The sequence below is a fragment of the Streptomyces sp. NPDC001443 genome, from assembly GCF_053597355.1.
In genome coordinates this window covers 102,747-126,944 of the sequence record NZ_JBSFIA010000002.1, presented here as the reverse complement: position 1 = coordinate 126,944, position 24,198 = coordinate 102,747, and the positions used below count along the sequence as shown (strand labels likewise).

The window sequence follows — 24,198 nt, the reverse complement described above, 5'->3', positions numbered from 1 at the left end:
GGACCCCCCTCGGCGTTTCCGCCCGATTTCACCCGCAACGGTGAACATCATTGCGCTGGCTGGCATATTCGATTTCCTCCGCTCTACGTTCCGCAGCGGAGGTGGTTCACATGAATGAACCCAGCAAGCGGCCCGACGCGGGCAAGCAGTACGACGCGATCGACGTCGGCGACTTCGTCTACGCGGCCACGGGAGCCCGGGTCCGCCGGCTGACCCTGCCGGGCGGGGCGCACTGGTTCCCTGCGGTCGACGTGTGCAAGGAGTTGGGGTACGCCAACTCGCGGAAGGCTCTTTCCGATCACGTACCCGAAGAACATCGAGACAATCTCGAGACCGTCACTGGAAGTTACGGTCTCAGCATTCCCCCAGGCAGGAACTGGCGCCGAGACTTGCAGCTCATCGATCTCCAGGGTCTGATCCTGCTCGTCAACGGCTGCACCAAGCCCGCCTGCGCGCCCTTCAAGCAGTGGTGCGCCGAGGTGATCGAGACCGTCCAGCGCGAGGGTTCGTACACCCTGGAGGAGGCCGAGGTGCAGCCCGCCGCACCGGGCGCCCCCATCGCGTACGCCATGCCGCAGCAGGTCGCCGACGCCATCGTCCGGCTCGAGGAGCGCAACATCCAGGCGGACGAGCAACTCGCCGTCACCCGGCAGGAGTCGCTCGCTCTGCGGCGCACCACGGTGGACCTTCAGCACACCACGGTGGACCTGCAACGCACCATGGTGGACCTGCAACGGACCACGGTGGACATCCAGACGAGCATGATGGAGATGCAGCACACCCTGCTGGAGATGCAACGCGAGGCCATCGCGGCGCAGCAGGCCGTTGCGCTGGCCCTGGAACGCATCGCGAACCGGCTCGACACCCTGGCCCTCGACCGTCCGGCGCCCGCCGCCTGCCCGGTGAACCCGACCACCGAGTCCGTGCTGGCCGACTGGCGGCGGCGGCTGTCCGTGACGTCGGACGTGTGGGCGGTGGCAGTGGCGATCGTCCCGGTCCTGGTCGAGACGGGTGAGCTGCGTCAGCCGCTGGAGTCCATCGCGGCCCGTACGGGACTCTCGGTGCACCGGGTGAACGACAGCCTGCGCATGCTGCGCAAGCACGCCTGCATCCACTCCCGGGGCGCAAGCGAGGACGGGGCGCCGATCTACGTGCTCAACCGGCCCTGATCCGGAACACCTGACCCGGAACGGCAGAGAGGGGACGGTCGCAAACCGAAGTTGCGGCCGGCCCCTCTCTGCGTCGAGCCTATCCGGTCGAGACGACCGTCACGCCCAGGTGATCAGCTTTTTCGGCTCCTCCAGGATCGCCGCGACATCCGCGAGCACCTTCGATCCCAGTTCGCCGTCGACCAGACGGTGGTCGAAGCTCAGGGCCAGCGTGGTGACCTGACGGGGCTTCACCTTGCCCTTGTGGACCCACGGCTGGAGCTTGATCGCACCGACCGCGAGGATCGCGGACTCACCCGGATTGAGGATCGGCGTACCGGTGTCGACGCCGAAGACGCCGACGTTGGTGATCGTCACCGTCCCGCCCTGCATCGCCGCCGGCGAGGTCCTGCCCTCACGCGCCGTGGACACCAGCTCGCCCAGTGCCTCGGCCAGCTGCGGCAGCGTCTTGGTCTGCGCGTCCTTGATGTTCGGCACGATCAGACCGCGTGGGGTGGCCGCCGCGATGCCCAGGTTGACGTAGTGCTTGAGCACGATCTCCTGGTTGGCCTCGTCCCAGGACGCGTTGACGTCCGGGTTGCGCTTGATGGCGACCAGCAGGGCCTTGGCGATCAGCAGCAGCGGGTTCACCCGCAGCCCCTGCATGTCCTTGTCCTGCTTCAGCTCCTCGACGAGCTTCAGCGTGCGCGTCACGTCGACCGTCACGAACTCCGTGACGTGCGGCGCGGTGAACGCCGAACCGACCATGGCCTGCGCGATCGCCTTGCGGACCCCCTTGACCGGGATCCGGGTCTCGCGGGCGGCGTCGTACGCCGCGACCGGCGCCGGAGCCTGCACCGGAGCCGGGGCGGCGGCCGGGGCGGACGCCGCCGGGGTCACCGGAGCGGCGACGGCCGGGGCCTGCGCGGCGGCGGCCGCCGCGTGCACGTCCTCACGCGTGACGATGCCGTCCGGACCGGACGGAACCACCTGCGCCAGGTCCACGCCCAGGTCCTTGGCCAGCTTGCGCACCGGGGGCTTGGCCAGCGGACGCTGCCCGGCGGTGGCGGCCGGGCCGCCCGTGCCGTTCAGCTCGCCCTGGATCGCCGCCGAAGCCTCCTGGGCCGCCTGGCCCGGGGCCTGCGTGCTCCTGCGGGGGCGCCGACGGGTGGAGGAGGTGGCCACGCCGTAGCCGACGAGGACCGGCGTGCGGGCCGGCGCCGCCGGCTCCTCGGGTGCCGGGGGCTCCTCCTGCTGCGCCGCGGCGGGCGCCGGGGCCTCGACGGGGGCGGCCCCGCCCGCCACGTCCACCGCGATGATCGCCGTGCCCACGTCCACCGTGGTGCCTTCGGGGAATCGCAGTTCGCGGACCACTCCGTCATAGGGGATGGGGAGTTCGACGGCCGCCTTGGCGGTCTCGACCTCGCACACCACCTGGCCGTCCGTCACCGTGTCGCCGGGCTGGACATACCACTTGAGGATCTCGGCCTCGGTGAGTCCCTCGCCCACGTCGGGCATCTTGAACTCGCGTACGGACCCTTCGGTCATCGTCGTCACGACCCTCTCCTCAGTACGCCAGGGCACGGTCGACGGCGTCGAGCACCCGGTCCAGGCCAGGCAGGTACTCCTCCTCCAGGCGGGCCGGCGGGTACGGGGCGTGGTAGCCGCCGACCCTGAGCACCGGAGCCTCCAGGTGGTAGAAGCAGCGCTCCGTGATCCGGGCGGCGATCTCCGCGCCGGAACCGAAGAACACGGGCGCCTCGTGGACCACGACCAGGCGGCGGGTCTTCTCGACCGAGGCCTGGACGGTGTCGAAGTCCAGCGGGCTGACCGAGCGCAGGTCCAGTACCTCCAGGGACTTGCCCTCCTCGGCGGCCGCGGCGGCGACCTCCAGGCACGTCTTGACCATCGGGCCGTACGCGACGAGCGTGAGGTCCGTGCCCTCGCGGGCGACGTGGGCCCTGTGCAGCTCGCCCGGGATGGCGTCGGTGTCGACCTCGCCCTTGTCCCAGTAGCGGCGCTTGGGCTCGAAGAAGATGACCGGGTCGTCGCTCTGGATCGCCTGCTGGAGCATCCAGTAGGCGTCGGAGGGGGTCGCCGGGGTGACGACCTTGAGGCCCGCGACGTGCGCGAAGAGCGACTCGGGGGACTCGGAGTGGTGCTCGACGGCACCGATGCCGCCGCCGTACGGAATGCGGATGACGACCGGCACCTTCACGGCGCCCAGCGACCGGGCCCGCATCTTCGCGAGCTGGGTGACGATCTGGTCGTACGCCGGGAAGACGAAGCCGTCGAACTGGATCTCCACGACCGGCCGGTAGCCGCGCAGCGCCAGGCCGATCGCGGTGCCGACGATGCCGGACTCGGCGAGCGGGGTGTCGATGACCCGGTCCTCGCCGAAGTCCTTCTGGAGGCCGTCGGTGATCCGGAAGACTCCGCCCAGCTTGCCGACGTCCAGGCCCATGACGACGACCTTGGGGTCGGTCTCCAGGGCCTTGCGCAGCGACTCGTTGAGCGCCTTCGCGAGGGGAAGCGTCTGAACAGCCATGATTACTCGGCCTCTCCGCCCGTGAAGGACGCCTGGTAGGCGGCGAACTGCGCGCGCTCCTCGTCGACGAGCGCGTGCCCGTCCGCGTACACGTTGTCGAAGATCGCCATGTGCTCCGGTACGGGCATGGCCCGGACGACCTCGCGGACGTGCTTGCCGAGCGCCTCGCTCTCCGTCTCGAGCTCCTCGAAGAAGGCCGCGTCGGCGTGGCCCTCGTTCTCCAGGTGGGCCTTGAGGCGCAGGATCGGGTCCTTGGCCTCCCACTCCTCGCGCTCCGCGTCGCGGCGGTAGCGGGTCGGGTCGTCGGAGGTGGTGTGGGCGGCCATGCGGTACGTGAACGCCTCCACCAGCGTCGGTCCCTCGCCGTGCCGGGCGCGCTCCAGGGCCGCGCGGGTCACCGCGAGGCAGGCCAGGACGTCGTTGCCGTCGACCCGGACGCCGGGGAAACCGAAGCCGCGGGCTCGCTGGTAGAGCGGGACGCGGGTCTGCTTCTCGATGGGCTCGGAGATCGCCCACTGGTTGTTCTGGCAGAAGAACACGACCGGGGCGTTGTAGACCGCCGAGAAGACGAACGACTCGTTGACGTCGCCCTGGCTGGAGGCGCCGTCGCCGAAGTACGCGAGCACGGCGGAGTCCGCGCCGTCCTTGGCGACGCCCATCGCGTAGCCGGTGGCGTGCAGGGTCTGCGAGCCGAGGACGATCGTGTACAGGTGGAAGTTGTTGCTGTTGGGGTCCCAGCCGCCGTGGTTCACACCGCGGAACATGCCGAGCAGGTTGGTGGGGTCGACCCCGCGGCACCAGGCGACGCCGTGCTCGCGGTAGGTCGGGAAGACGTAGTCGTCGTCGCGCAGGGCCCGGCCGGAGCCGATCTGGGCGGCCTCCTGGCCGAGCAGCGAGGCCCACAGGCCCAGCTCGCCCTGGCGCTGCAGGGACGTGGCCTCGGCGTCGAAGCGTCGGGTGAGCACCATGTCGCGGTACAGACCACGGAGCTCCTCGGGCGTCACGTCGGCGACGTACTTGTCGTAGTCGGCGTTCTTGACGCGCTTCCCCTCGGGCGTCAGCAGCTGGACGAGCTCCGGCTCCGCGCCCGTTGTGCCCGGCGTGCTGCCGGCGCTCGTGCGCTTGGTACCGGCGCTGCGTCGCGGCTTGCGCGCGGCAGTGCTCTCCACGGTCACGTGTAGCTCCTCCGTCGGTCCGGCCCCCGGGGTTGCCGGCAGGCTCGGGTCCCCCCTGCTCCTTTTTGGAGCCGGAGGGAGCGGCTCACCTGTTCCGGCACCCGTGCACGGGGTGGGTGCCACTCGGCCGGGAACAGGCGTGACAGGTGCCCCGGCGAGCGCCCTGCAACAGTCACGTTACCCAGTGCTCCACATTTCTGTGAAACCCCTCCTGACCTGCGATTTTGCTTGGATTTCCAAGTAAATCGGGATGGACGGGAAGGTTGCTGGTCACAGCCTTGCAGGAGGCCGGAGCAACGGCACGTTATCCCGCTCACCCATGTCACGGGAAGAGCTGACGTGGGAAACTGGCCGGGTGCACGAAGATGGAAAAATCAGGGTATTCCTCCTTGATGACCACGAGGTCGTACGCCGCGGGGTCCACGAGATGCTCTCCGTCGAGGACGACATCGAGGTGGTGGGCGAGGCCGGTACGGCCGCCGAGGCCCTGGCGCGAATTCCGGCCACCCGGCCCGACGTGGCGGTCCTCGACGTACGTCTGCCGGACGGCAGCGGGGTGGAGGTGTGCCGGGAGGTCCGGTCCCGGGACGACTCCGTCAGATGCCTGATGCTGACCTCGTTCGCGGACGACGAGGCCCTCCTTGACGCGATCATGGCGGGCGCCTCCGGCTATGTGCTGAAGGCCATCCGGGGCAACGAACTGCTGACCGCCGTCCGCGACGTCGCCGCCGGGAAGTCACTGCTCGACCCGCAGGCCGCGGCGCGCGTGCGCGAGCGCCTGCGCGAGGGCGGACAGGCCGGGGCCGACGACCGGCTCGACCGGCTGACCGAGCAGGAGCGCAGGATCCTCGACCTGATCGGCGAGGGACTCACCAATCGCCAGATCGGCGAGCGGCTGCACCTCGCGGAAAAGACGATCAAGAACTACGTCTCGGGCCTGCTGGCGAAACTCGAGATGCAGCGGCGTTCCCAGGCCGCCGCCTTCGTGGCCCGGATGCAGACCGGAAAAAAGTGAACACACGTGCGCGGTGATCGCCCCGGCTCCCTCCGGACCTCCGTCGACGGCCGCCGGGACCGGTTCGAGCACACTATGTGACCACAAGCGACTGACCGCGACTTACTGTGACAACGCCCAGCTCACAGCCTTGTCCGGTGCCCTAGCATCTGGCGCGTGCCGCGCCTTTCCGTACCACCCCGTGCACCTCACGCGCCCCCGTCGCCGCCGTTGAGCGCCCTCCTGCGCCAGTACGCCGCCGGGTCCGCCCTCGCCTGCGAACCGGTCGACCAGGGGCTGCTGAACCGCGGCTACCGCCTGTGCACCACCCGCGGCCGCTACTTCCTCAAGCACCACTTCGATCCCGACACCGCCGACCCGGCCGCGATCGAGCGCCGGCACCGGGCCACCCAGCGCCTGGCGGACCTGGGCGTCCCGGTGGCCCCGCCGCTGACCGGCCGCGACGGGCGCACCGTCGCCGTGATCGGCGGCCACGCCTACGCCCTGCACCCCTGGATCGACGGCCGCCACCGCCACGGCGGCCAGCTGACCACCGGGCAGTGCGCACGCCTCGGCGGCCTCCTGGGGGCCGTACACGCCTGTCTGGAGCGCGTGATGCCACCGAAGGGGCGCACCCGGCCCGCCACGAGCCCCCATCCCGTGGAGAGCGCCGATCCGGACTCCACGTTCGCCCTGATCGACGACCTGCTCGCCCGGGTCGGCCGGCACCGCCCCGCCGACCCCTTCGACGAACTGGCCCGGCACCGGCTGCTGGAACGCCGCGCCCTGCTGGAGCGGCACGCGGACCGGCGGCCGCCGCACGGGGCCTCGGTGGGCTGGGTGCACGGCGACTTCCACCCGTTCAACCTGCTCTACAAGGGCGACGCCCCGGCTGCGATCGTCGACTGGGACCGCCTGGGCGTGCAGCCCCGCGCCGAGGAGGCCGTACGCGCCGCCGCGATCTTCTTCGTACGTCCGGTGGGCGCCCTCGACCTGCCGAAGGCGCGGGCCTACGCGCGCGCCTACCGCCGCTCGGCGGGGGCCACCCCCTCGGAGCTCGCCGCGGCCGTCCACCGGGTGTGGTGGGAGCGCCTGAACGACTTCTGGATGCTGCGCTGGCACTACGAGCGGGGCGACACCCGCGCGGATCCCCAGTTCCCCGCGGCCTCGGCGCTCGTGATGTGGTGGACACGGGAGTACGACGCGGTGTGCGAGGCGTTCGCGGGGTGAGCGCCCGCGACGCGACGCGCGCGTGCACCCGGTCCTCGGGTCCACGCGCGCGTGCCGGTGCTGCCGGACGGGCCGACGGGCGGCCGGTGGCCGCCGATGGCGTCGGACGGGCCGACGGGCGGTCAGCCGCCCGTCACACCGTCCGTAGCGCCGCCGGCGTCCGTGCCACCGTCGGTCGGGACCGCGGGGGTGGACGGGTTCGACGACGGCTGCGCCGGGTCGGACGTCTCCTCGTCGCCGGTGGTCGGGTCGTCGGTCGGCTCGTACGACGGCTCGCTGGAGGCGGTCGCGGACGGCGTCCACGACGGCGTGTACGACGGCTTGTAGTGCGAGCCGTTGCCCTGCTGGTCGTCCGACGAGGTGTCCGAGGAGTCGTCGGTGGCCTCGTCGCTCGGGCTCTCGGTGGCCTTGTCGTCCACGGCGGAGTGCGAGACGGTCGGCGGCGGCGTGGTGTCGGAGCCGTTCCCGGTGCCGCCACCGGAGTACTGCGCCAGCGCCACGCCCGCCACGACGGCGATCACCGCGAGGACGGCGAGGATCCACAGCTTGCCGCGGCCGCTGCCCCGGTTGCCGTGTCCCTCGAAACCGCCGTCGTCACCGCTGCCGTACCCGGCCGGCAGGATCGGCTGCGGGATCATCGTGGTGCCGGAGCCGTCGCCGCCGTGCGGCAGCACGGTCGTGTTCGCGTATCCGGCCGGCTGGACGTGCCGGCCGTCGTGCGCCTGCACCGGGCCGGTGTTCCAGGTGCCGGTGTGGCTGCCCTGGTCGTACAGCATCTGCAGGCCGTACTGGACCAGGCCGCGCATCTCCTCCGCCGTCTGGAACCTGTCGTCGGGGTCCTTGGCGAGCGAGCGCATGACGAGCCCGTCGAGCTCCGGCGGCGCGGCGTCGGCGTGCTCGGACGGCGGCGTGGGGATGTCCTGGACGTGCTGGTAGACCACCGAAAGCGGGGTCTCGCCGATGAACGGCGGGCGCAGCGCGAGGAGTTCGTACAGCAGGCAGCCCGTCGCGTACAGGTCGGAGCGGTAGTCGACGGCCTTGCCCAGCGCCTGCTCGGGGGAGAGGTACTGCGGGGTGCCCATGACCATGCCGGTCTGCGTCATCGTCGTCGACGCCCCGTGCAGGGCGCGGGCGATGCCGAAGTCCATCACCTTCACGGCGCCGTTGTCGGTGATGATGACGTTCGCCGGCTTGATGTCGCGGTGCACGATGCCGTGCTGGTGCGAGTAGGCGAGCGCCTCCAGCACCCCGGAGACGATGATCAGGGCCTGCTCGGGCCCCGGCGCCTCGGCGTCGATCAGCAGATCGCGGATGGTGCGGCCCTCGACCAGCTCCATCACGATGTACGGCACCGACTGGCCGCCCACGACGTCCTCGCCGGAGTCGTACACGGCGACGATCGCGTGGTGGTTCAGGCCGGCCACCGACTGTGCCTCACGCGTGAAGCGGGCCTTGGAGGTCGGGTCCTCGGCGAGGTCGGCGCGCAGCAGCTTGACGGCGACGGTGCGCCCGAGCCGTACGTCCTCGGCCGCGAACACCTCGGCCATTCCGCCCCGGCCCAGTCTGTGGGTGAGCCGGTACCGACCGTCCCCCACCAGTCCGCCGTTACCCCACAACTCCGGCGCATCTGACATTCCGCCGCCAGTCGCCTCGGGGTCGGACGGGCCCTGGGCGCGCTGCTGCTGTGCCATCGGTCCTCGCCGTCGTTTCTGCCCGCGGTGCGCGCGGTGTTGTCACGGTCTCCGTCGGCCACGCTACAGCCTCGGCGCAAGCCTCCGGTCCGGGGCGACCCCCTCGATCGGCCGAGGACGGATCGGCCATCAAAGCCGTAGCACGCGCTGTCGCGCAAATCCTGTGCACCGCCGGTTCGACACCTGTAACGCTTGCGCGACGCTTCTTTCGCGTACGGTCACGGAACGGGCACCGAGCTTGACGTGTCCGTGCCCTGAGGCAGACTTGGCCGAGAATGGGTCATTCGATCAACAACGGTCACGGCGCGGACGGCTATGGGGGACAAGCGGAGATGAGCCAGGACGGAGCGAACGGCCGGTACGCGGGGCGGGCCCTCGCCGGTGGCCGCTATCAGCTGCGCGACTTGCTCGGCGAAGGCGGCATGGCCTCCGTGCACCTCGCCTACGACGCCGTGCTCGACCGCCAGGTCGCGGTGAAGACCCTGCACACCGAACTGGGCCGGGAGCAGGCCTTCCGCGAGCGCTTCCGCCGCGAGGCCCAGGCCGTGGCCAAGCTCACCCACACCAACATCGTCTCCGTCTTCGACACCGGCGAGGACGACGTCGACGGGACGACGACCCCGTACATCGTCATGGAGTACGTCGAGGGCCGCCCGCTCGGGTCGGTCCTCGACGAGGACGTCCGCACGCTCGGCGCGATGCCCGCCGACAAGGCCCTGAAGGTCACCGCGGACGTGCTCGCGGCGCTGGAGATCAGCCACGAGATGGGGCTGGTCCACCGTGACATCAAGCCCGGCAACGTGATGGTGACCAAGCGCGGCGTCGTCAAGGTGATGGACTTCGGCATCGCCCGCGCCATGCAGTCGGGCGTCACCTCCATGACGCAGACCGGCATGGTCGTCGGCACCCCGCAGTACCTCTCCCCCGAGCAGGCCCTCGGCCGGGGCGTGGACGCGCGCAGCGACCTTTACTCGGTCGGCATCATGCTGTTCCAGCTGGTCACCGGGCGGCTGCCGTTCGAGGCGGACTCGCCGCTGGCGATCGCGTACGCGCATGTCCAGGAGGAGCCGGTGGCTCCCTCCTCGATCAACCGCGCGCTGCCGCCCGCGGTGGACGCGCTGATCGCCCGCGCGCTGAAGAAGAACCCGAACGAGCGCTTCCCGACCGCCGTCGCCATGCGCGACGAGTGCCTGCGGGTGGCGGCCTCCCTCCAGGCGGCCGCGCCGAGCATCGTCCCCGGGGCGCAGACGTCGAGCGGGGCGGGTGTCAGTGCCGCGGTGTTCCCGCCGGTCGACCAGGCGACTCCGGCGCCGACCGGCCCGGTGCAGACGCCGTACCAGCCGACCCCGCCCGGCCCGTACGGCACCCCGGCGCCGACGCCGCCCGGTCCGGCGTACGGCTACCCGCAGCAGGCGCACCAGACCCCCCAGGGGCACCAGGGCGGCTACGGGACGCCGGTGCCCGGGTACGCCGGGCAGCACGGGCCGTCCACGCCCGCCCCGTACCACCTCACCCCGCAGACCGTGACGGCCAAGGCGCCCTCCGGCGGCGGCAACCGGTCGGTCGTCGTCGGGGCGGTCCTCGTCTCGCTCGTCGCGGTGGGCGGTCTGCTCGTGGCCCTCAACATGAACGGCGACGGCGACGACACCGGGGGACAGGGCGGGAGCAGCACGAGCGCCTCGACCTCGGCCTCGGCACCGGCATCGGACGGCAAGGCGGCGGGCTATCGCGGCCCGGACACGTCGAAGACGATCGACCCGACGGAGTGCAGCGAGCCGCAGGAGTCGTACAACGACCCGACCAAGGTCCGGCTCCCCAACTTCCAGTTCAAGTACATCAAGTCGGTCAAGGAGTGCTTCCAGGCGGCCGGCTGGAAGATGAAGATCACGGAAGTCGACGAGAACACCTACGGCGAGGGCTCGGTCCGGGAGCAGTTCCCGCCGGCCGGCACGGACGTCGACCCCAAGGCGGTACCCGAGATCACGCTCACCGTCTCGACGGGCAACCCCCCGTCCTGACCCGCGTCCCGACCCGGGAGAAGCGACCGGCCCTGTTCCGGGACCCTCGGGTCCGGAACAGGGCCGTGGCGTGCTCACACGTCCGCTGATCTAGAGATACGGTCCACCGGTGCGGCCGACCGTGCGCGGGTCCTCGAGGCCCTCGTGGCTCGCGCCCGGCGGAAGGGCGCGGCGCATCTGCTCCAACTGGGCGCGGGCCGCCATCTGCTGGGCGAACAACGTGGTCTGGATCCCGTGGAAGAGACCCTCCAGCCAGCCCACCAACTGGGCCTGCGCGATGCGCAGTTCCGCGTCGCTCGGGGTCGCCTCGTCCGCGAACGGCAGGGACAGCCGCTCCAGCTCCTCGACGAGTTCCGGAGCCAGTCCGTCCTCCAGTTCCTTCACCGAGCTCGCGTGGATCTCCTTGAGCCGGACCCGGCTCGCCTCGTCCAGGGGAGCCGCCCGCACCTCCTCGAGCAGCTGTTTGATCATGCTGCCGATCCGCATGACCTTCGCGGGCTGCTCCACCATCTCCGTCACCGGGATCTCGCGGGAGTCGTCATCCGCGTCCGTGCCACCGAGTGCCATGCCATCCTGACCCACGACCAGGATCTTCTGGGCGTTCTCCGGCGACCTATCGTTGCTCGGCATCTCCATGCGGTCATTGTCTCGCACTGCCACACCCCGTCACGTCCCTCCCTCGGCCGAACCCGGAATGCCCGGATTGCCCTCCCGTGTGACGCTGATTGCCTCGATCTTGACAACCTGACGACCGGGCAGCGGGAGGGGGTCACCGACGTGACTCCAAGGCGGTACATATGGCGCACGGCGGGCGTGTGCGGACTGTTGGGACTGGCCTGCGGGCCCGTCGGCGGAAGCGGACCGGCGTACGCGACGGACTGCGTCCGTCCCTGCGCGACCTCACCCGCTCCGGCCCCGCCCATACCCGCGGCGCCCATACCCGCCGCGCCGGTCGCGCCCGTACCCGTGGCACCGGCCGCGCCCGGCGCGCCGAAGTCTCCGCACACGTCTTCGCACGCGTCTTCACGCACGTCTTCGCACGGCGGCTCCGCGCATCACTCCGCATCCGCGTCCCCATCGGCCTCCGCGTCGAGCTCCGGCTCCGCTTCGGCCTCCGCCTCCGCCTCCGCGTCCGTCGCGGACCCCGAGCGGGCCGGCAGCCGGGCCGGTGAGGGGCGGCAGCGGCCCGGAGGCCGGGACGACACGGCGGTACGGATCGAGGGCGACGAGGACCCGCTGTCCCCGGACGGCACGGACGAGGACCCCGACGAGGCGGATGTCTCCGCCGTCCCGGACGCCTCGACGGCCGGCCGGTCCACCGAGGCGCCCCAGGAGGCCGGTCTGACGCCCGCCACGCCCCCCGGAGATCCCGCGCACCAGACCGTCGCGCGCTCCGCGGGCGCCCCCGAACCCGTCCTGCGGATACTGCCGCTCGGCAGCGGTCTGATGCTGATGGGTCTCGGCTTCGGCCTCGCGTTCGTGGCCCTGCGCCTGCGGCGCGGCTGAGCGCGTCGCCCGGGCCGCCCGGCGGGGCGGTCAGGCCACGTTGTGCTCCACCACCAGCAGCACCTTGCCGATGTGGCCGCTCTCCTCCACGACCCGGTGGGCGGTGGGCGCCTCGTCCATGGGGATCTCGCGGTCCACGACCGGTCGCACCCGGCCGCCCGGGATCAGCGGCCAGACGTGCTCGCGCACGGCCGCGACGATGGCCGTCTTCTCGGACAGCGGGCGGGACCGCAGCGAGGTCGCCGCGATGGCCGCACGCTTGTTGAGGAGGGTGGCGATGTTCAGTTCGCCCTTGATCCCGCCCTGCATGCCGATGATCGCCAGGCGGCCGTTGACGGCGAGCGCCTGGACGTTGCGGTCCAGGTACTTGGCGCCCATGTTGTCGAGGATGACGTCCGCGCCGGCGCCGCCCGTGGCCCGTTCGATCTCGGCCACGAAGTCCTGCTCCCGGTAGTTGATCAGGATGTCCGCGCCGAGTTCCGCGCAGCTGTCCAGCTTCTCCTTGCTGCCCGCGGTGACGGCGACCTTGGCCCCGACGGCCTTGGCGAGCTGGATCGCCATCGTGCCGATGCCGCTGGAACCGCCGTGCACGAGCAGCGTCTCGCCCGGACGGAGGTGGGCGATCATGAAGACGTTCGACCAGACCGTGCAGGCCACCTCGGGCAGCGCCGCGGCCTGGCGCAGGTCGACCCCCTCGGGCACGGGCAGCAGCTGACCGGCCGGGACGACGACCTTCTCGGCGTAGCCGCCGCCCGCGAGCAGTGCGCAGACCTCGTCGCCGATGTTCCAGTCGGAGACGCCCGTGCCCACCGCGGCCACCCGGCCGGAGCACTCGAGGCCCGGGTACGGCGACGCCCCCGGCGGGGGGTTGTAGAGGCCCTGCCGTTGCAGGATGTCGGCGCGGTTGACGGCACTGGCCACCACCTCGACCAGGACCTCGCCCTCGCCCGGTACGGGATCGGGGACCTCGGCCCACACCAGGGCCTCGGGTCCGCCTGCTTCGGGAATCGTGATCGCATACATGGAAGGGACGCTACTCCCGCCGCGTCGGCTCAAGCCGGTGGGAGGGGCGGGACGCCCGGCGTGCCGGAGGCGCCCCGGGGGGTGTCCGACGCCACCCGGACGATCGTGATCAGCCGGTCCGTCGGCTCCAGGAGGCCGACCGCGGGATCGTCGTAGTCGAGAAGGCGGTGCCCCCGTACGACGCTGACCACCAGGTCGTCGGTCTCGCGCGGGCCGCGGCCCGCCTCGGCCTTGGTGACGGGCCGTTCGACGAGGTCGAGTCCGGCGCCCTGCTGGATGAGGTCCTCCATGACCCGCCCGGCGGAGGGGCTGAGCACGGACAGGCCCAGCAGCCGGCCGGCCGCACCGGCGCTGGTGATGACCTCGTCGGCACCGGACTGCTTCAGCAGCGGGGCGTTCTCCTCCTCGCGCACGGCGGCCACGATCTTCGCCGTACGATTGAGCTGCCGGGCCGTCAGGACCACCAGGACGGCCGTGTCGTCGCGCTGGGTGGCGATGATGATCTTGCCCGCCCGGTGCACCTCGGCCCGCCGCAGCACATCGCTGCGGGTGGCGTCCCCGACGATCCCCTCGTAGCCCTCGGCCGTCGCGGCGGCGATCACGGTCGCGCTGGGGTCGATCACGACGACCTGGTTCTTCTTCAGGCCGGACGCACAGGCGGACCGGATCGCGGACCGGCCCTTCGTGCCGAAGCCGACGACGACAATATGGTCGCGCAAGGTGGGCCTCCGATGGTGATGGACCGCGACGGGCGCGCCGCGGCGGACGTGTTGCTCGTGACGTGTACGCCCGTGTCGGCCACCATGGTGCCGACTTTCCCGATCACCGCCACAGGGGGCACGCGATGAACGACCGGCGAAAACCGTCATATCGGACGAAAAGGCTCTCGCTTCTGCGTTCCGTCTGGTACCGGACCAGCACCGAGGCCCGCGACGACGCCGAGGCGGGCCGGTCCATCTCCATGCCGACCCAGAGCGCCACACCTCCCTTGCAGCAGGTGCTGCGCCGCCTGGCCCTGGCCCTGCTGGTGCTGGCCGTCACCACGCTGGTCGTCTACGTCGACCGGGCCGGCTACCGCGACAGCGCCGACGACTCCGTCGGCTTCCTCGACGCCGCGTACTACGCCACGGTCACCCTCTCCACCACCGGCTACGGCGACATCACCCCGGTCAGCGACTCCGCGCGGCTCACCAACATCCTCGTCGTCACACCCCTGCGCGTGCTGTTCCTGATCATCCTGGTCGGCACCACCCTGGAGGTCCTCACCGAGCGCACCCGCCAACAGGTCCGCATCCACCGCTGGCGGGCCCGGACCCACGACCACGTCGTGGTCATCGGTTACGGGACCAAGGGCCGTCACGCCGTTCAGACACTGATCGGACAGGGCGTCGCCAAGGACCGGATCGTCGTCGTGGACGCCCAGCACAAGGTCGCCGACCTCGCCGGGGAGGCCGGACTGGTGGCCGTGACCGGGGACGCCACCCGTTCCGAGACCCTGCTCAAGGCCGAGGCCCAGAACGCCTCTCGGGTGATCGTGGCCCCGCAGCGCGACGACACGGCCGCCCTGGTCACCCTGACCGCCCGGCAGCTCAACCGGCGCGCCACGATCGTCGCCGCCGTCCGGGAGGACGAGAACGCGCCCCTGCTCAAACAGAGCGGTGCGGACACCGTCATCACCAGTTCCAGCTCGGCGGGCCGGCTGCTCGGGGTGGCCATGGTGAGCCCGTCGGTGGCCCGGACCCTGGAGGATCTGATGACCCTCGGCAGCGGCCTGGACCTGATCGAGCGTCCCGTCCTGGACGACGAGGTGGGCCGCGCGCCCCGCGACAGCACGGACCTGGTCGTCGCCGTCGTACGCGGCGGGCAGCTGCTGGACTACACCGACGCCCGGCTGACGGACATGCACGCGGGGGACCACGTCATCGTGGTGAGCCGGGCCGTCCCCACCGCCGCGCTCTGACGGCGCCGCGGGTGGGGACGTTTCACGTGGAACAGGCGGCGACACCGGCACTCGCCCACGGCAGGTCGAGCAGGTCCGCCTCCTGATCCCGCCGGACACCGCCCGGCGGTACGACCGCGAGGGCGTCGGCCGCCGCAATGCCCCGCAGCATCGCCGGACCGTTGTAGTGCAACGGCAGGGCACGGTCGCCGCGCAGCACGACGGGGATGAGCCGGGTGTCGTACGGATGCCCGTGCGCCTCCTCCTGGAGGGGCATCGCATACGGCTCCGGAGCGGGCCTCGCGGCCAGGGCGCGCAGCAGCGGCTCGGCAAGGGTGAGCAGACCGGAGACGGCCGCGAGGGGGTTGCCGGGCAGCCCGACGAGATGCTGGTCGCTCTGCACCCGGGCCAGCAGCATGGGGTGCCCAGGACGCACCTGGACGCCGTCGACCAGCAGCTCGGCACCGAGCCGGTCGAGCGTGGGGTGGAGGTGGTCGACGGGCCCGGCGGCGGTACCGCCGGTGGTCACGATCACGTCCGCGTCGGAGGTCGCGAGGGCCTTGCCCAGGGCCTTGGGGTCGTCTCCCAGATGGCGGACCGCGGTGACCTCGGCACCCAGGGCGCGCAGCCAGGGCGGCAGCATCGGGCCCAGTGCGTCCCTGATCAGACCGTCGTGCGGCCGGCCCTCGGTGAGCAGTTCGTCGCCGAGGACGAGGACGTCGACGCGGGGGCGCGGGACCACGCTGAGGGTGTCGTACCCGGCCGCCGCGGCGAGGCCGAGCACGGCCGGGGTCACCAGGGTGCCGGTGGGGAGCAACTGGTCGCCGCTGCGGCACTCCTGACCGCGCGGGCGGATGTCCTGCCCGTGTGCGACCTCACGGGTGGCGTACAGACGGCCCTTGTCGTCCGTGCGGCCGTGCTCGCTGCGCAGTACCGCGGTCGTGTCCGACGGGACGCGGGCGCCGGTGGCGATCCGGACGGCCTGGCCGTCGCCCAGGGCCCCGGGATCCGCCTGGCCCGCCAGTATCCCTTCGCCCCGTACGTCCCAGGGGCCGGGACCGGCGACCGCCCAGCCGTCCATGGCAGAGGTGTCGAAGGAGGGCAGGTCGGTGAGGGCGGCGAGAGGCGCGGCCAGGACGAGGCCGAGGGCGCCGTCGAGGAGGACGGAGACGGGGGCGCGGCGGGCGGTGGCCCGCCGGGCGGCGCGCTCGGCGATCGCGCGTGCCTCCGGCCAGGAGGTGGCTCTGTGGTGACTGTGCTGACCGTGCTGACGGTCCTGCGGTGCGCGGGCGGCCTCCCCGCGCTCGTCGGCCGCCTTCGGGGCGGTCGCGGGACGCGGGGCGGCCGGGGCGGGGCCCCTGTTCTCGTTCACGAGGGCGAGCACCTCCTCGACGTCGAGGTCCTCCGGGTCCTGGACGCTCTCGGCGCCCGGCCCGGCCGGGGTACGACGGGCGGTCACCCGGCGTCCGGGCGGGTGTCCGGGGCGGCGGTGTCCGGAGCCGGGTCGGCGGGCTTGTCCCCGGCGGCGTCCTCCTGCGCCCAGCGCAGCGCCAGCGCGGCGGCCTTGCGGGCGGCCTCCGCGACCGCCTCGGGGCCGCCCCCGGCCCGTGCGGCCGCGTAGCCGACCAGGAACGTGGTCAGCGGCGCCGCGGGCCGTGCGACACCGTGGGCGGCGTCTCTGGCGAGGTCGAGCAGCACGCCGGTGTCGACGTCCAGATCGATGCCCAGTTCGTCCTTGACCGCGGAAATCCATTCATCCAACACGTGCCCATGCTCCCTGATGCGTGACCTGGCGGTGGCGATGTCGTCCCAGGTGTCGCAGTCGAAAGAGGCGACCGGGTCCGGGACACGGGTGAGGTCGAGACCGGCTGTCAGCCGGCGCAGCGGCAGCCCGACGAGACCGCCCCGGCCGTCGTGGGCGGGGTGGCCCTCGGCGAGCGCGCGCAGACCGTGGCGCAGCGCCTGGACCCGGTAGGCGGCCACCAGTGGCTGTTCGCGGCCGTCTGCGTCGGTGAGCAGCGCGCCGTCCGCGCCCGAGGAGCTCAGGGCGCTAAGCAGCCGCCGTACCGTTCCCGGCGCGAGGAACGGCAGGTCCGCGGAGAGCACCACGACGTGTTCCGCCGTGGTGTGCCGGAGCCCGGCGTCGAGCGCGGCGACGGGTCCCGCTCCGGGCGGGTCCTCGCGCGCCCACCGCACGGTCCGGGCGGTGGGCCTCGGGTCGGCCACCACGACGGTCGTCCGCGCGTCGGCACAGGCGCCGAGCACGCGGTCGAGCAGCGTCCGCCCGCCCACCCGCACGCCGGGCTTGTCCACGCCACCGAGCCGCCGGGCGCCGCCCCCGGCGAGCACCACGGCGTCGTACGCCGCGCCGTGGTGCTCGCCGGGGGTGGCGGAAGGCTCGTAGTCGGTCACGCACCGAGTATGCGCGCCGCGGCGATCACAAGGAACGGAGCAGTACCGCCGGCTGTTCCACGCAGTCCGCCACATAGCGCAGGAACCCGCCCGCCGTGCCGCCGTCGCACACCCGGTGGTCGAAGGTGAGCGAGAGCTGGACGACCTGCCGGACCGCGAGTTCGCCCTCGTGCACCCAGGGCCTGGGGACGATGCGGCCGACGCCGAGCATGGCCGCCTCGGGGTGGTTGATGATCGGCGTGGAGCCGTCGACACCGAACACCCCGTAGTTGTTCAGGGTGAACGTCCCGCCGGTGAGGTCCCCCGGGGTCAGCGTGCCGGTGCGGGCCGCCTCGGTCAGCCGGGCGAACTGCGCGGTCAGTCCCTCCGCGTCCTGTGCGTGCGCGTCCCGGACCACGGGGACGACCAGCCCGCGCTCGGTCTGCGCGGCGAAGCCCAGGTGCACCCGGTCGAGCCGGACGATCTCCCTGGCTTCCAGGTCGACGGTGGAGTTGAGCTCCGGGTAACGGGCCAGGGCCGCGGTGCAGATCCGGGCCAGCAGCGCGATGAGGGAGACCTTCGGTCCCCCGGCCGCGTTCATGGCGGCCCGGGCCCGCATCAGCTCCGTCGCGTCGGCGTCCACCCAGCAGGTCGCGTCCGGGATCTCGCGCCGGCTGCGGGACAGCTTGTCGGCGACGGCGCCCCGGATGCCCTTGAGGGGGACGCGGGTCTCGCCGGACCCGGCGGTCGCGGCGGTCGCGGCGGTCGCGGCGGTCGCGGCGAGGGACGGCTGCGCGGTCGCCGGTGGCACCCGCAGGTGCGCCGCGGCGGCGGGTTCGGCCGGTCGCCGCGGGTCGGTGGCGGCCTTGAGCGCGTACTCGACGTCCGCCCGCAGGATCAGCCCGTCCGGCCCGGAGCCGGTCAGCTCACGCAGATCCAGCCCGTTCTCCCGCGCGAGCTTGCGCACGAGGGGCGAGATGACGGGCACGGGCCCGTCGGAGAGCGCCCCGGCCACAGCCCCGGCGGAAGCCGGCCGCTCGGCGGCGGTCACGCCCACGGCGGAGGACGGCTGCCCGGCGGAAGGCAGTGAACCGCCGGACGACACCGGGCGGTCGGTGGGACGCACCCTCCTGCGTCGCGCCGGAGCCGCTCCCGTCCCGTATCCGACCAGGACGTTGCCGGAGCCCGTGTCCTCGTCGACGGCGGCCGGTCCACCGACCGCGACCGTCAGCAGGGGTGCCCCGACGGGCAGTTCGGTGCCCTCGTCGCCGAAGCGGGCGGTGACCACACCGCCGTAGGGGCAGGGCACCTCGACCATCGCCTTGGCCGTCTCGACCTCGACGACCGGCTGGTCGATGGCGACGACGTCACCGACCTGCACCAGCCAGCGCACGATCTCCGCCTCGGTGAGCCCCTCGCCGAGGTCGGGGAGCTTGAACTCCAGCACCTGTGCCATCAGTTGTCCGCCTCCCACTGCAGACGCGCCACGGCGTCCAGGATCCGGTCCACGCCGGGCAGGTGGTGACGCTCCAGCATCGGCGGCGGGTACGGGATGTCGAATCCCGCGACGCGCAGCACCGGTGCCTCCAGGTGGTGGAAGCAGCGCTCGGTGACCCGGGCGGCGATCTCCCCGCCGGGCCCGCCGAAGCCGCCCGACTCGTGCACGACGACCGCCCGTCCGGTGCGTCGCACCGAGGCGCAGACCGTCTCGTCGTCGAACGGCACCAGGGAGCGCAGGTCGACGACTTCGAGGTCCCAGCCCTCCGCCCGGGCCGCCTCGGCGGCTTCGAGGCAGACGGGCACCGACGGACCGTAGGTGATGAGCGTGGCACTGCGGCCCGTGCGCCGCACCACGGCGCGGCCGATCGGCTCGACCGTCCCCGGGTCCTCCGGGTTCCAGGAGTCCTTCGACCAGTACAGGCGCTTGGGTTCGAGGAAGACGACCGGGTCGTCGGAGGCGATGGACGCGCGCAGCAGCCCGTAGGCGTCGGCGACCGTCGCGGGCGTGACGACGTGGAGCCCCGGGGTCGCCATGTAGTACGCCTCGGAGGAGTCGCTGTGGTGCTCGACCCCGCCGATGCCGCCGCCGTAGGGGACCCGGATGGTGATCGGCAGCGGCATCTTTCCGCCGGTGCGGTTGCGCATCCGGGCGACATGGCTGATGAGCTGCTCGAACGCCGGGTAGGCGAACGCGTCGAACTGCATCTCGACGACCGGGCGCAGCCCGTACATCGCCATGCCGACGGCGGTGCCGAGGATGCCCGCCTCGGCCAGCGGGGTGTCCGTGCAGCGGTCCTCGCCGAACTCCTTGGCGAGGCCGTCGGTGACGCGGAAGACACCGCCGAGGGTGCCGACGTCCTCACCCAGGACGTGCACCGCGGGGTCGGCGGCCATGGCGTCGCGCAGGGCCCGCGTGAGGGCCTGCGCCATGGTGGCCGGCTTGACGGCGACCGTGGTCATCGGTGGGTACCTTCCCGGTCGTCGTGCTCGGCCGCCAGTTCCGCCCGCAACAGGTCGCGCTGCTCGCGCAGTTGCGGGGTGGGTTCGGCGTACACGTGGTCGAACAGGTCCATGGGGTCGAGCACCGGGTCCTGGTTCATGCGTTCGCGCAGGTCGGCGGCCATCGCCTCGGCGTCGTCGCGGACCACGCGGATGCCGTCCTCGTCGAGCAGGCCGCGCTCGGTCAGCTCGCGCTCCAGCAGCACGACCGGGTCGTGCGCCCGCCAGGTCTCGACCTCGTCGGCGGCGCGGTAGCGGGTCGCGTCGTCGGCGTTGGTGTGGGCGTCGATGCGGTACGTGATCGCCTCGACGAGGGTGGGGCCGCCGCCCCGGCGCGCACGGTCCACGGCCTCGCCGAGGACCTCGTGCACCGCGGCCGCGTCGTTGCCGTCGACCAGGCGGCCCGGCATGCCGTACCCGACGGCCTTGTGGGCCAGGGAGGGCGCGGCGGTCTGCTTGGCCAGCGGGACGGAGATCGCGAAGCCGTTGTTCTGGACCAGGAAGACGACCGGGGCCTGCCAGACGGCGGCGAAGTTCAGGGCCTCGTGGAAGTCGCCCTCGCTGGTGCCGCCGTCGCCGACCATGGCGAGCGCGACCACGTCGTCGCCCTTGAGGCGAGCCGCGTGGGCCAGGCCGACGGCGTGCGGGAGCTGGGTGGCCAGCGGTGTGCACAGGGGCGCGACACGGTGCTCGTAGGGGTCGTAGCCGGTGTGCCGGTCACCGCGCAGCAGGGTGAGCGCCTGCACCGGGTCCACTCCGCGCACGACGGCGGCCAGGGTGTCGCGGTAGCTGGGGAAGAGCCAGTCCCGCTCCTGAAGGGCGAGCGCGGCGGCGACCTCGCTCGCCTCCTGCCCGGTGGTGGAGGGGTAGACGGCGAGCCGGCCCTGCTTGGTGAGGGCGGTGGCCTGCGCGTTGTACCGGCGACCGCGCACCACGTGCGCGTACAGCCGCCGCAGCAGCTCCGGGTCGGCCTTGGCGGCGGCCTGCGTGCCGAGGACGCGGTAGGGCTCCGCGTCGGGCAGCAGCGGCGCGGGATCGGTCCTGGGCTGCCAGGCGGGCGGCGGTGTCGGGCGGTACCCGCCCCGCTGCTCCATCACCGTCATGACGGCACCTCCTCGTGGGAGTGGCTACGGGAGGCGTGTCGGCTGTGACCCGCCCCACCTACCGATTGTTCGGTCGTCGGCACATTTTGGCTACATGCGCCCCCAGGCTGTGGACAAACGGTTCTCCACAGCCTGAGATGGACGCAGTACGTCCATGAGGGAGAGGCGGGGGGACATGTCACCTGAACAAATGGCCGAGCGCCCGGAGGACGGCACCGCCCTGCCGCCCCCGCGTCCGCTGGACGCCATCGACCAGGACATCCTCCAGATGCTCCAGACCGACGGCCGCGCGTCGATACGGTCGGTCGCCGAGCGGGTGCACGTCTCGCGCGCGAACGCCTACGCGCGCATCAACCGCCTGGTCGAGGACGGCGTCATACGGGGCTTCGGGGCCCGCGTGGACCATGAACGGGCCGGCCAGGGCACGTCGGCGTACATCACGCTGAAGATCGTGCAGAACTCCTGGCGGACGGTGCGCGAGCAGCTCAGACTGCTGCCGGGGGCGTCCCACATCGCGCTGGTGGGCGGCGACTTCGACGTCCTGCTGCTGGTGCACACCCCCGACAACCGGGCGCTGCGCGAGGTGGTCCTCACCCGGCTCCAGGCGATCCCCGAGGTGCTCAGCACCCGCACGCTGCTCGTGTTCGAGGAGGAGGACCTGGAGCCCCAGGGATGAGTCACGGGGACGGCTCGCGACGATGTCCCGCCGCGTCGCCGGGCCCCGGGGCCGCGGGAGGCCGTGTCCCGCCGCGTCGCCGGGCGCCGGGGCCCCGGGAACGAGTCGGCGCACCGCCCGGTCCGGAGCCCTGGGCAGGGCCTGCCCGGCGCGTCACTCGGCCTTGCGCAGCCCCCCGAAGACCAGCCGCACCACCGCGTCGGCCACGTCGCCCGCGGTCGTCCCCCCGCCGCCGGGCCGGTACCACTCGACGATCGAGTTGATCATTCCGAAGACGAGCCGCGTCGCGAGCCGCCCCTCCATGTCGACGCGCACGTCCCCGTCGGCGGCCGCCGCCTTCAGCAGGTCGGCGACCCGGTGGTCGAAGTCGCGGCGGCGCTCCAGGGCCCACCGCTCGGTGCCGGTGTTGCCGCGCACCCGCAGCAGCAGCGTCACATAGGGCAGGTCGGATATCAGCACCTCGACCATGCGGCGCACGACGTACTCCAGGCGCTCGACGGCCCGCCCCACGCGCGCGTGCTCCTCGTCGAGGATCCCGAACAGTTCGTCCAGCGCCCGGCTGACGGCCCGCCGCAGCAGCTCCTCCTTGCCGGTGACGTGGTGGTAGATCGACGACTTGGAGATGCCGGCCGCCCTGGACAGGTGCTCCATGGACGTGCCGTCGTAACCGCGCTCGTTGAACACCTGGACGGCGACGGACAGCAGCGTCTCCGGGGTGTACGTGTCGCGCTTGGCGGTGGTCACGGGGTCCCCTCCCGCTTGTCGGTGGCGTACGCGTGGCGGTACAGCGCGAGGGAGGGCGCGTAGCGGCCGCTGGGGTCGCGCAGGTGCAGGTCGTCGAGGAGGGCGTACGCCCAGTTGCGGCCGAGCCTGCGGCTCCATTCGAACGGGCCGAGCGGGTAGTTGACCCCCAGGCGCATCGCGGTGTCGACGTCCTCCTCGGTGGCCACGCCCTTGCTCACGGCGTCGTGCGCCAGGTCGACGATCCGGGCCACCGTGCGGGCGACGATCATGCCGGGCACGTCGCCGATGACGCTGACGTCCTTGCCGAGCGCCTGGAACAGGCCGGTGGCCTCGGCCAGCGTCGCCGGGGCGGTGTCCTGCGAGGCCGACAGGGCGATCCGGGTGGCCCTGCGGTAGTCGAGGGCGAGGTCGAAGTAGACGACGTCACGGAACTCGACCGACGTCTGTCCGTCGGCGAGCGCCAGCTGGCCGCCGCTGGGCAGCACCAGGCGGGTGCCGTGGTCCTCGTCCTCCTCGCGGACCTGGATGCCCGCCTCGCGGATCAGCGCGACCAGCTCCGCGGCGGGGCCCAGGTCGCCCTCGACGACCACGTAGGCGGGCGGCTGCGCCTTCTCCGCGGTGTGCGGCTCGGCGCGCTCCGCGCCGTCCCGGTGGTCGTACCAGCCCTGTCCGGTCTTGTGCCCGAGCCGGCCCGACTCGACCAGCCGGCGCTGGGCCAGCGAGGGGGTGAACCGCGCGTCCTGGAAGAACGACTGCCACACGGAGTGCGTGACGGATTCGTTGACGTCCTGCCCGATCAGGTCGGTCAGCTCGAACGCGCCCATCCGGAAGCCGCCCGACTCGCGCAGCACCGCGTCGATCGTTGCCGGGTCGGCGCCCTGCGCCTCGTAGACCGCGAACGCCTCGGCGTAGAACGGCCGGGCGATGCGGTTGACGATGAAGCCGGGGGTGTCCGCGCAGGCGACCGGGGTCTTGCCCCAGGCGCGGGCCGTCTCGTACGCGCGCGTGGCCGAGGTGACGTCGGTGGCGAACCCGGAGACCACCTCGACCAGCGGCAGCAGCGGCGCCGGGTTGAAGAAGTGCAGGCCCACGAAACGCCCGGGATTGCGCAGGGCGCCGCCGATCGCGGTCACGGACAGGGACGAGGTGTTGGTGGCGAGCAGGCAGTCGTCGCCGACGACCGCCTCCAGGTCGCGCATCAGCTCCTGCTTGACGTCCAGCCGCTCCAGAATCGCCTCGACGACCAGCGCGCAGTCCGCCAGGTCGGCGAGCTCCTGCGCGGGCCGGAGCCGGGCCCGTGCCGCGTCCCGGTCGGCGGCGGCCAGCCGGTCCTTCTCGACGAGCCGGTCGAGCCGGGCACCGATCGCTTCGGCGGCCGCCAGGGCGCGTCCGGGGGCGGCGTCGTACAGCCGTACGGTGTGGCCCGCGACCAGCGCGACCTGGGCGATGCCCTGGCCCATGGTGCCGGTGCCGACGACGGCCACGGGGCTGTTCAGGTCGATTGCTGTCATGT

At 72.4% G+C, this 24,198-nt stretch carries 20 protein-coding genes and 1 pseudogene; 7 read left to right on the top strand and 14 right to left on the bottom strand.

Going from position 1 to position 24,198, the window contains the following annotated elements; all coding sequences use genetic code 11:
- The first annotated feature begins 110 nt into the window (after positions 1 to 110).
- Positions 111 to 1,169, top strand: coding sequence for a BRO-N domain-containing protein (locus ACWC24_RS03430; protein WP_450661148.1), 1,059 nt, complete (start codon positions 111 to 113; stop codon positions 1,167 to 1,169).
- 99 nt (positions 1,170 to 1,268) lie between these two features.
- On the opposite strand, the gene ACWC24_RS03425 is transcribed toward ACWC24_RS03430, so the two are convergent.
- Genes ACWC24_RS03425 through pdhA (ACWC24_RS03415) form a run of 3 tightly spaced genes read right to left on the bottom strand, consistent with a single transcriptional unit; the run spans position 1,269 to position 4,871 of the window.
- Complete coding sequence (locus ACWC24_RS03425) at positions 1,269 to 2,705, bottom strand: dihydrolipoamide acetyltransferase family protein (RefSeq protein ID WP_450661147.1); 1,437 nt, start codon at positions 2,703 to 2,705, stop codon at positions 1,269 to 1,271.
- Between the two features lie 10 nt (positions 2,706 to 2,715).
- Positions 2,716 to 3,696, bottom strand: coding sequence for an alpha-ketoacid dehydrogenase subunit beta (locus ACWC24_RS03420; RefSeq protein WP_450661146.1), 981 nt, complete (start codon positions 3,694 to 3,696; stop codon positions 2,716 to 2,718).
- Between the two features lie 2 nt (positions 3,697 to 3,698).
- Positions 3,699 to 4,871, bottom strand: coding sequence for a pyruvate dehydrogenase (acetyl-transferring) E1 component subunit alpha (pdhA, locus tag ACWC24_RS03415; RefSeq protein WP_450661145.1), 1,173 nt, complete (start codon positions 4,869 to 4,871; stop codon positions 3,699 to 3,701).
- A gap of 355 nt (positions 4,872 to 5,226) precedes the next feature.
- On the opposite strand from pdhA (ACWC24_RS03415), the gene ACWC24_RS03410 reads away from it, so the two are divergent.
- Positions 5,227 to 5,886 carry a response regulator gene (locus ACWC24_RS03410; protein ID WP_450661144.1) on the top strand — a complete coding sequence of 220 codons (660 nt, stop codon included), beginning with the start codon at positions 5,227 to 5,229 and terminating at the stop codon, positions 5,884 to 5,886.
- Positions 5,887 to 6,042: 156 nt separating this feature from the next.
- Positions 6,043 to 7,095 carry a phosphotransferase gene (locus ACWC24_RS03405; RefSeq protein WP_450661143.1) on the top strand — a complete coding sequence of 351 codons (1,053 nt, stop codon included), beginning with the start codon at positions 6,043 to 6,045 and terminating at the stop codon, positions 7,093 to 7,095.
- A gap of 122 nt (positions 7,096 to 7,217) precedes the next feature.
- Here the strand turns inward: ACWC24_RS03405 and ACWC24_RS03400 are convergent, their stop codons facing one another.
- The gene (locus ACWC24_RS03400; RefSeq protein WP_450661142.1) at positions 7,218 to 8,786 is read right to left on the bottom strand and encodes a protein kinase domain-containing protein; all 1,569 of its coding nucleotides are present in this window, start codon (positions 8,784 to 8,786) and stop codon (positions 7,218 to 7,220) included.
- 332 nt (positions 8,787 to 9,118) lie between these two features.
- Here ACWC24_RS03400 and ACWC24_RS03395 point away from each other — a divergent pair, with 332 nt between their 5' ends.
- On the top strand, positions 9,119 to 10,804 hold the full coding sequence (locus tag ACWC24_RS03395; protein WP_450661141.1) for a protein kinase domain-containing protein: 1,686 nt from the start codon (positions 9,119 to 9,121) through the stop codon (positions 10,802 to 10,804).
- 90 nt (positions 10,805 to 10,894) lie between these two features.
- Here ACWC24_RS03395 and ACWC24_RS03390 read toward each other — a convergent pair whose 3' ends face one another.
- The gene (locus tag ACWC24_RS03390) at positions 10,895 to 11,440 is read right to left on the bottom strand and encodes a bacterial proteasome activator family protein (RefSeq protein ID WP_450661140.1); all 546 of its coding nucleotides are present in this window, start codon (positions 11,438 to 11,440) and stop codon (positions 10,895 to 10,897) included.
- Between the two features lie 330 nt (positions 11,441 to 11,770).
- On the opposite strand from ACWC24_RS03390, the gene ACWC24_RS03385 reads away from it, so the two are divergent.
- A complete protein-coding gene (locus ACWC24_RS03385) occupies positions 11,771 to 12,310 on the top strand; it encodes a hypothetical protein (RefSeq protein ID WP_450661139.1) in 540 nt (179 codons plus the stop codon).
- A 30-nt stretch (positions 12,311 to 12,340) separates the two neighbouring features.
- Here ACWC24_RS03385 and ACWC24_RS03380 read toward each other — a convergent pair whose 3' ends face one another.
- Together ACWC24_RS03380 and ACWC24_RS03375 are read right to left on the bottom strand one after the other, a co-directional pair.
- Complete coding sequence (locus ACWC24_RS03380) at positions 12,341 to 13,333, bottom strand: NAD(P)H-quinone oxidoreductase (protein WP_450661138.1); 993 nt, start codon at positions 13,331 to 13,333, stop codon at positions 12,341 to 12,343.
- Positions 13,334 to 13,362: 29 nt separating this feature from the next.
- Positions 13,363 to 14,121 (bottom strand): annotated as a pseudogene (locus tag ACWC24_RS03375) (potassium channel family protein); the annotation flags it as partial.
- Between the two features lie 56 nt (positions 14,122 to 14,177).
- On the opposite strand from ACWC24_RS03375, the gene ACWC24_RS03370 reads away from it, so the two are divergent.
- Positions 14,178 to 15,293, top strand: a complete 1,116-nt coding sequence (locus ACWC24_RS03370) for a potassium channel family protein (protein ID WP_450661137.1) — start codon at positions 14,178 to 14,180, stop codon at positions 15,291 to 15,293.
- 22 nt (positions 15,294 to 15,315) lie between these two features.
- Here ACWC24_RS03370 and ACWC24_RS03365 read toward each other — a convergent pair whose 3' ends face one another.
- From ACWC24_RS03365 to pdhA (ACWC24_RS03345), 5 genes are read right to left on the bottom strand one after another with little or no spacing between them, the layout of a single operon-like run.
- Positions 15,316 to 16,731: a molybdopterin molybdotransferase MoeA gene (locus tag ACWC24_RS03365; RefSeq protein ID WP_450661136.1), complete on the bottom strand. Its 1,416-nt coding sequence runs from the start codon at positions 16,729 to 16,731 to the stop codon at positions 15,316 to 15,318.
- A complete protein-coding gene (locus ACWC24_RS03360) occupies positions 16,728 to 17,684 on the bottom strand; it encodes an NTP transferase domain-containing protein (protein ID WP_450661135.1) in 957 nt (318 codons plus the stop codon). Before ACWC24_RS03360 ends, ACWC24_RS03365 begins: the two co-directional genes overlap by 4 nt.
- Positions 17,685 to 17,709: 25 nt before the next feature.
- Positions 17,710 to 19,119 carry a dihydrolipoamide acetyltransferase family protein gene (locus ACWC24_RS03355; RefSeq protein ID WP_450661134.1) on the bottom strand — a complete coding sequence of 470 codons (1,410 nt, stop codon included), beginning with the start codon at positions 19,117 to 19,119 and terminating at the stop codon, positions 17,710 to 17,712.
- Positions 19,119 to 20,123 carry an alpha-ketoacid dehydrogenase subunit beta gene (locus tag ACWC24_RS03350; protein ID WP_450661133.1) on the bottom strand — a complete coding sequence of 335 codons (1,005 nt, stop codon included), beginning with the start codon at positions 20,121 to 20,123 and terminating at the stop codon, positions 19,119 to 19,121. Before ACWC24_RS03350 ends, ACWC24_RS03355 begins: the two co-directional genes overlap by 1 nt.
- A complete protein-coding gene (gene pdhA / locus ACWC24_RS03345) occupies positions 20,120 to 21,265 on the bottom strand; it encodes a pyruvate dehydrogenase (acetyl-transferring) E1 component subunit alpha (protein WP_450661132.1) in 1,146 nt (381 codons plus the stop codon). Before pdhA (ACWC24_RS03345) ends, ACWC24_RS03350 begins: the two co-directional genes overlap by 4 nt.
- 175 nt (positions 21,266 to 21,440) lie before the next feature.
- Here pdhA (ACWC24_RS03345) and ACWC24_RS03340 point away from each other — a divergent pair, with 175 nt between their 5' ends.
- A complete protein-coding gene (locus ACWC24_RS03340) occupies positions 21,441 to 21,941 on the top strand; it encodes an Lrp/AsnC family transcriptional regulator (RefSeq protein WP_450661131.1) in 501 nt (166 codons plus the stop codon).
- Positions 21,942 to 22,094: 153 nt separating this feature from the next.
- Here the strand turns inward: ACWC24_RS03340 and ACWC24_RS03335 are convergent, their stop codons facing one another.
- On the bottom strand, positions 22,095 to 22,685 hold the full coding sequence (locus ACWC24_RS03335) for a TetR/AcrR family transcriptional regulator (RefSeq protein WP_450661130.1): 591 nt from the start codon (positions 22,683 to 22,685) through the stop codon (positions 22,095 to 22,097).
- Positions 22,682 to 24,196 (bottom strand): 3-hydroxyacyl-CoA dehydrogenase, encoded by a 1,515-nt coding sequence (locus tag ACWC24_RS03330; RefSeq protein WP_450661129.1) that lies wholly within the window; start codon positions 24,194 to 24,196, stop codon positions 22,682 to 22,684. Before ACWC24_RS03330 ends, ACWC24_RS03335 begins: the two co-directional genes overlap by 4 nt.
- Positions 24,197 to 24,198 lie beyond the last annotated feature (2 nt).

Excerpts from the sequence above, each read along its gene's own strand:
- ACWC24_RS03430 (WP_450661148.1), top strand. The coding sequence starts at position 111 with ATGAATGAACCCAGCAAGCGGCCCGACGCGGGCAAGCAGTACGACGCG.
- ACWC24_RS03420 (WP_450661146.1), bottom strand. The coding sequence starts at position 3,696 with ATGGCTGTTCAGACGCTTCCCCTCGCGAAGGCGCTCAACGAGTCGCTG.
- ACWC24_RS03400 (WP_450661142.1), bottom strand. The coding sequence starts at position 8,786 with ATGGCACAGCAGCAGCGCGCCCAGGGCCCGTCCGACCCCGAGGCGACT.
- ACWC24_RS03395 (WP_450661141.1), top strand. The coding sequence starts at position 9,119 with ATGAGCCAGGACGGAGCGAACGGCCGGTACGCGGGGCGGGCCCTCGCC.
- ACWC24_RS03390 (WP_450661140.1), bottom strand. The coding sequence starts at position 11,440 with ATGGAGATGCCGAGCAACGATAGGTCGCCGGAGAACGCCCAGAAGATC.
- ACWC24_RS03380 (WP_450661138.1), bottom strand. The coding sequence starts at position 13,333 with ATGTATGCGATCACGATTCCCGAAGCAGGCGGACCCGAGGCCCTGGTG.
- ACWC24_RS03370 (WP_450661137.1), top strand. The coding sequence starts at position 14,178 with ATGAACGACCGGCGAAAACCGTCATATCGGACGAAAAGGCTCTCGCTT.
- ACWC24_RS03355 (WP_450661134.1), bottom strand. The coding sequence starts at position 19,119 with ATGGCACAGGTGCTGGAGTTCAAGCTCCCCGACCTCGGCGAGGGGCTC.
- ACWC24_RS03350 (WP_450661133.1), bottom strand. The coding sequence starts at position 20,123 with ATGACCACGGTCGCCGTCAAGCCGGCCACCATGGCGCAGGCCCTCACG.
- pdhA (WP_450661132.1), bottom strand. The coding sequence starts at position 21,265 with ATGACGGTGATGGAGCAGCGGGGCGGGTACCGCCCGACACCGCCGCCC.
- ACWC24_RS03340 (WP_450661131.1), top strand. The coding sequence starts at position 21,441 with ATGTCACCTGAACAAATGGCCGAGCGCCCGGAGGACGGCACCGCCCTG.
- ACWC24_RS03330 (WP_450661129.1), bottom strand. The coding sequence starts at position 24,196 with ATGACAGCAATCGACCTGAACAGCCCCGTGGCCGTCGTCGGCACCGGC.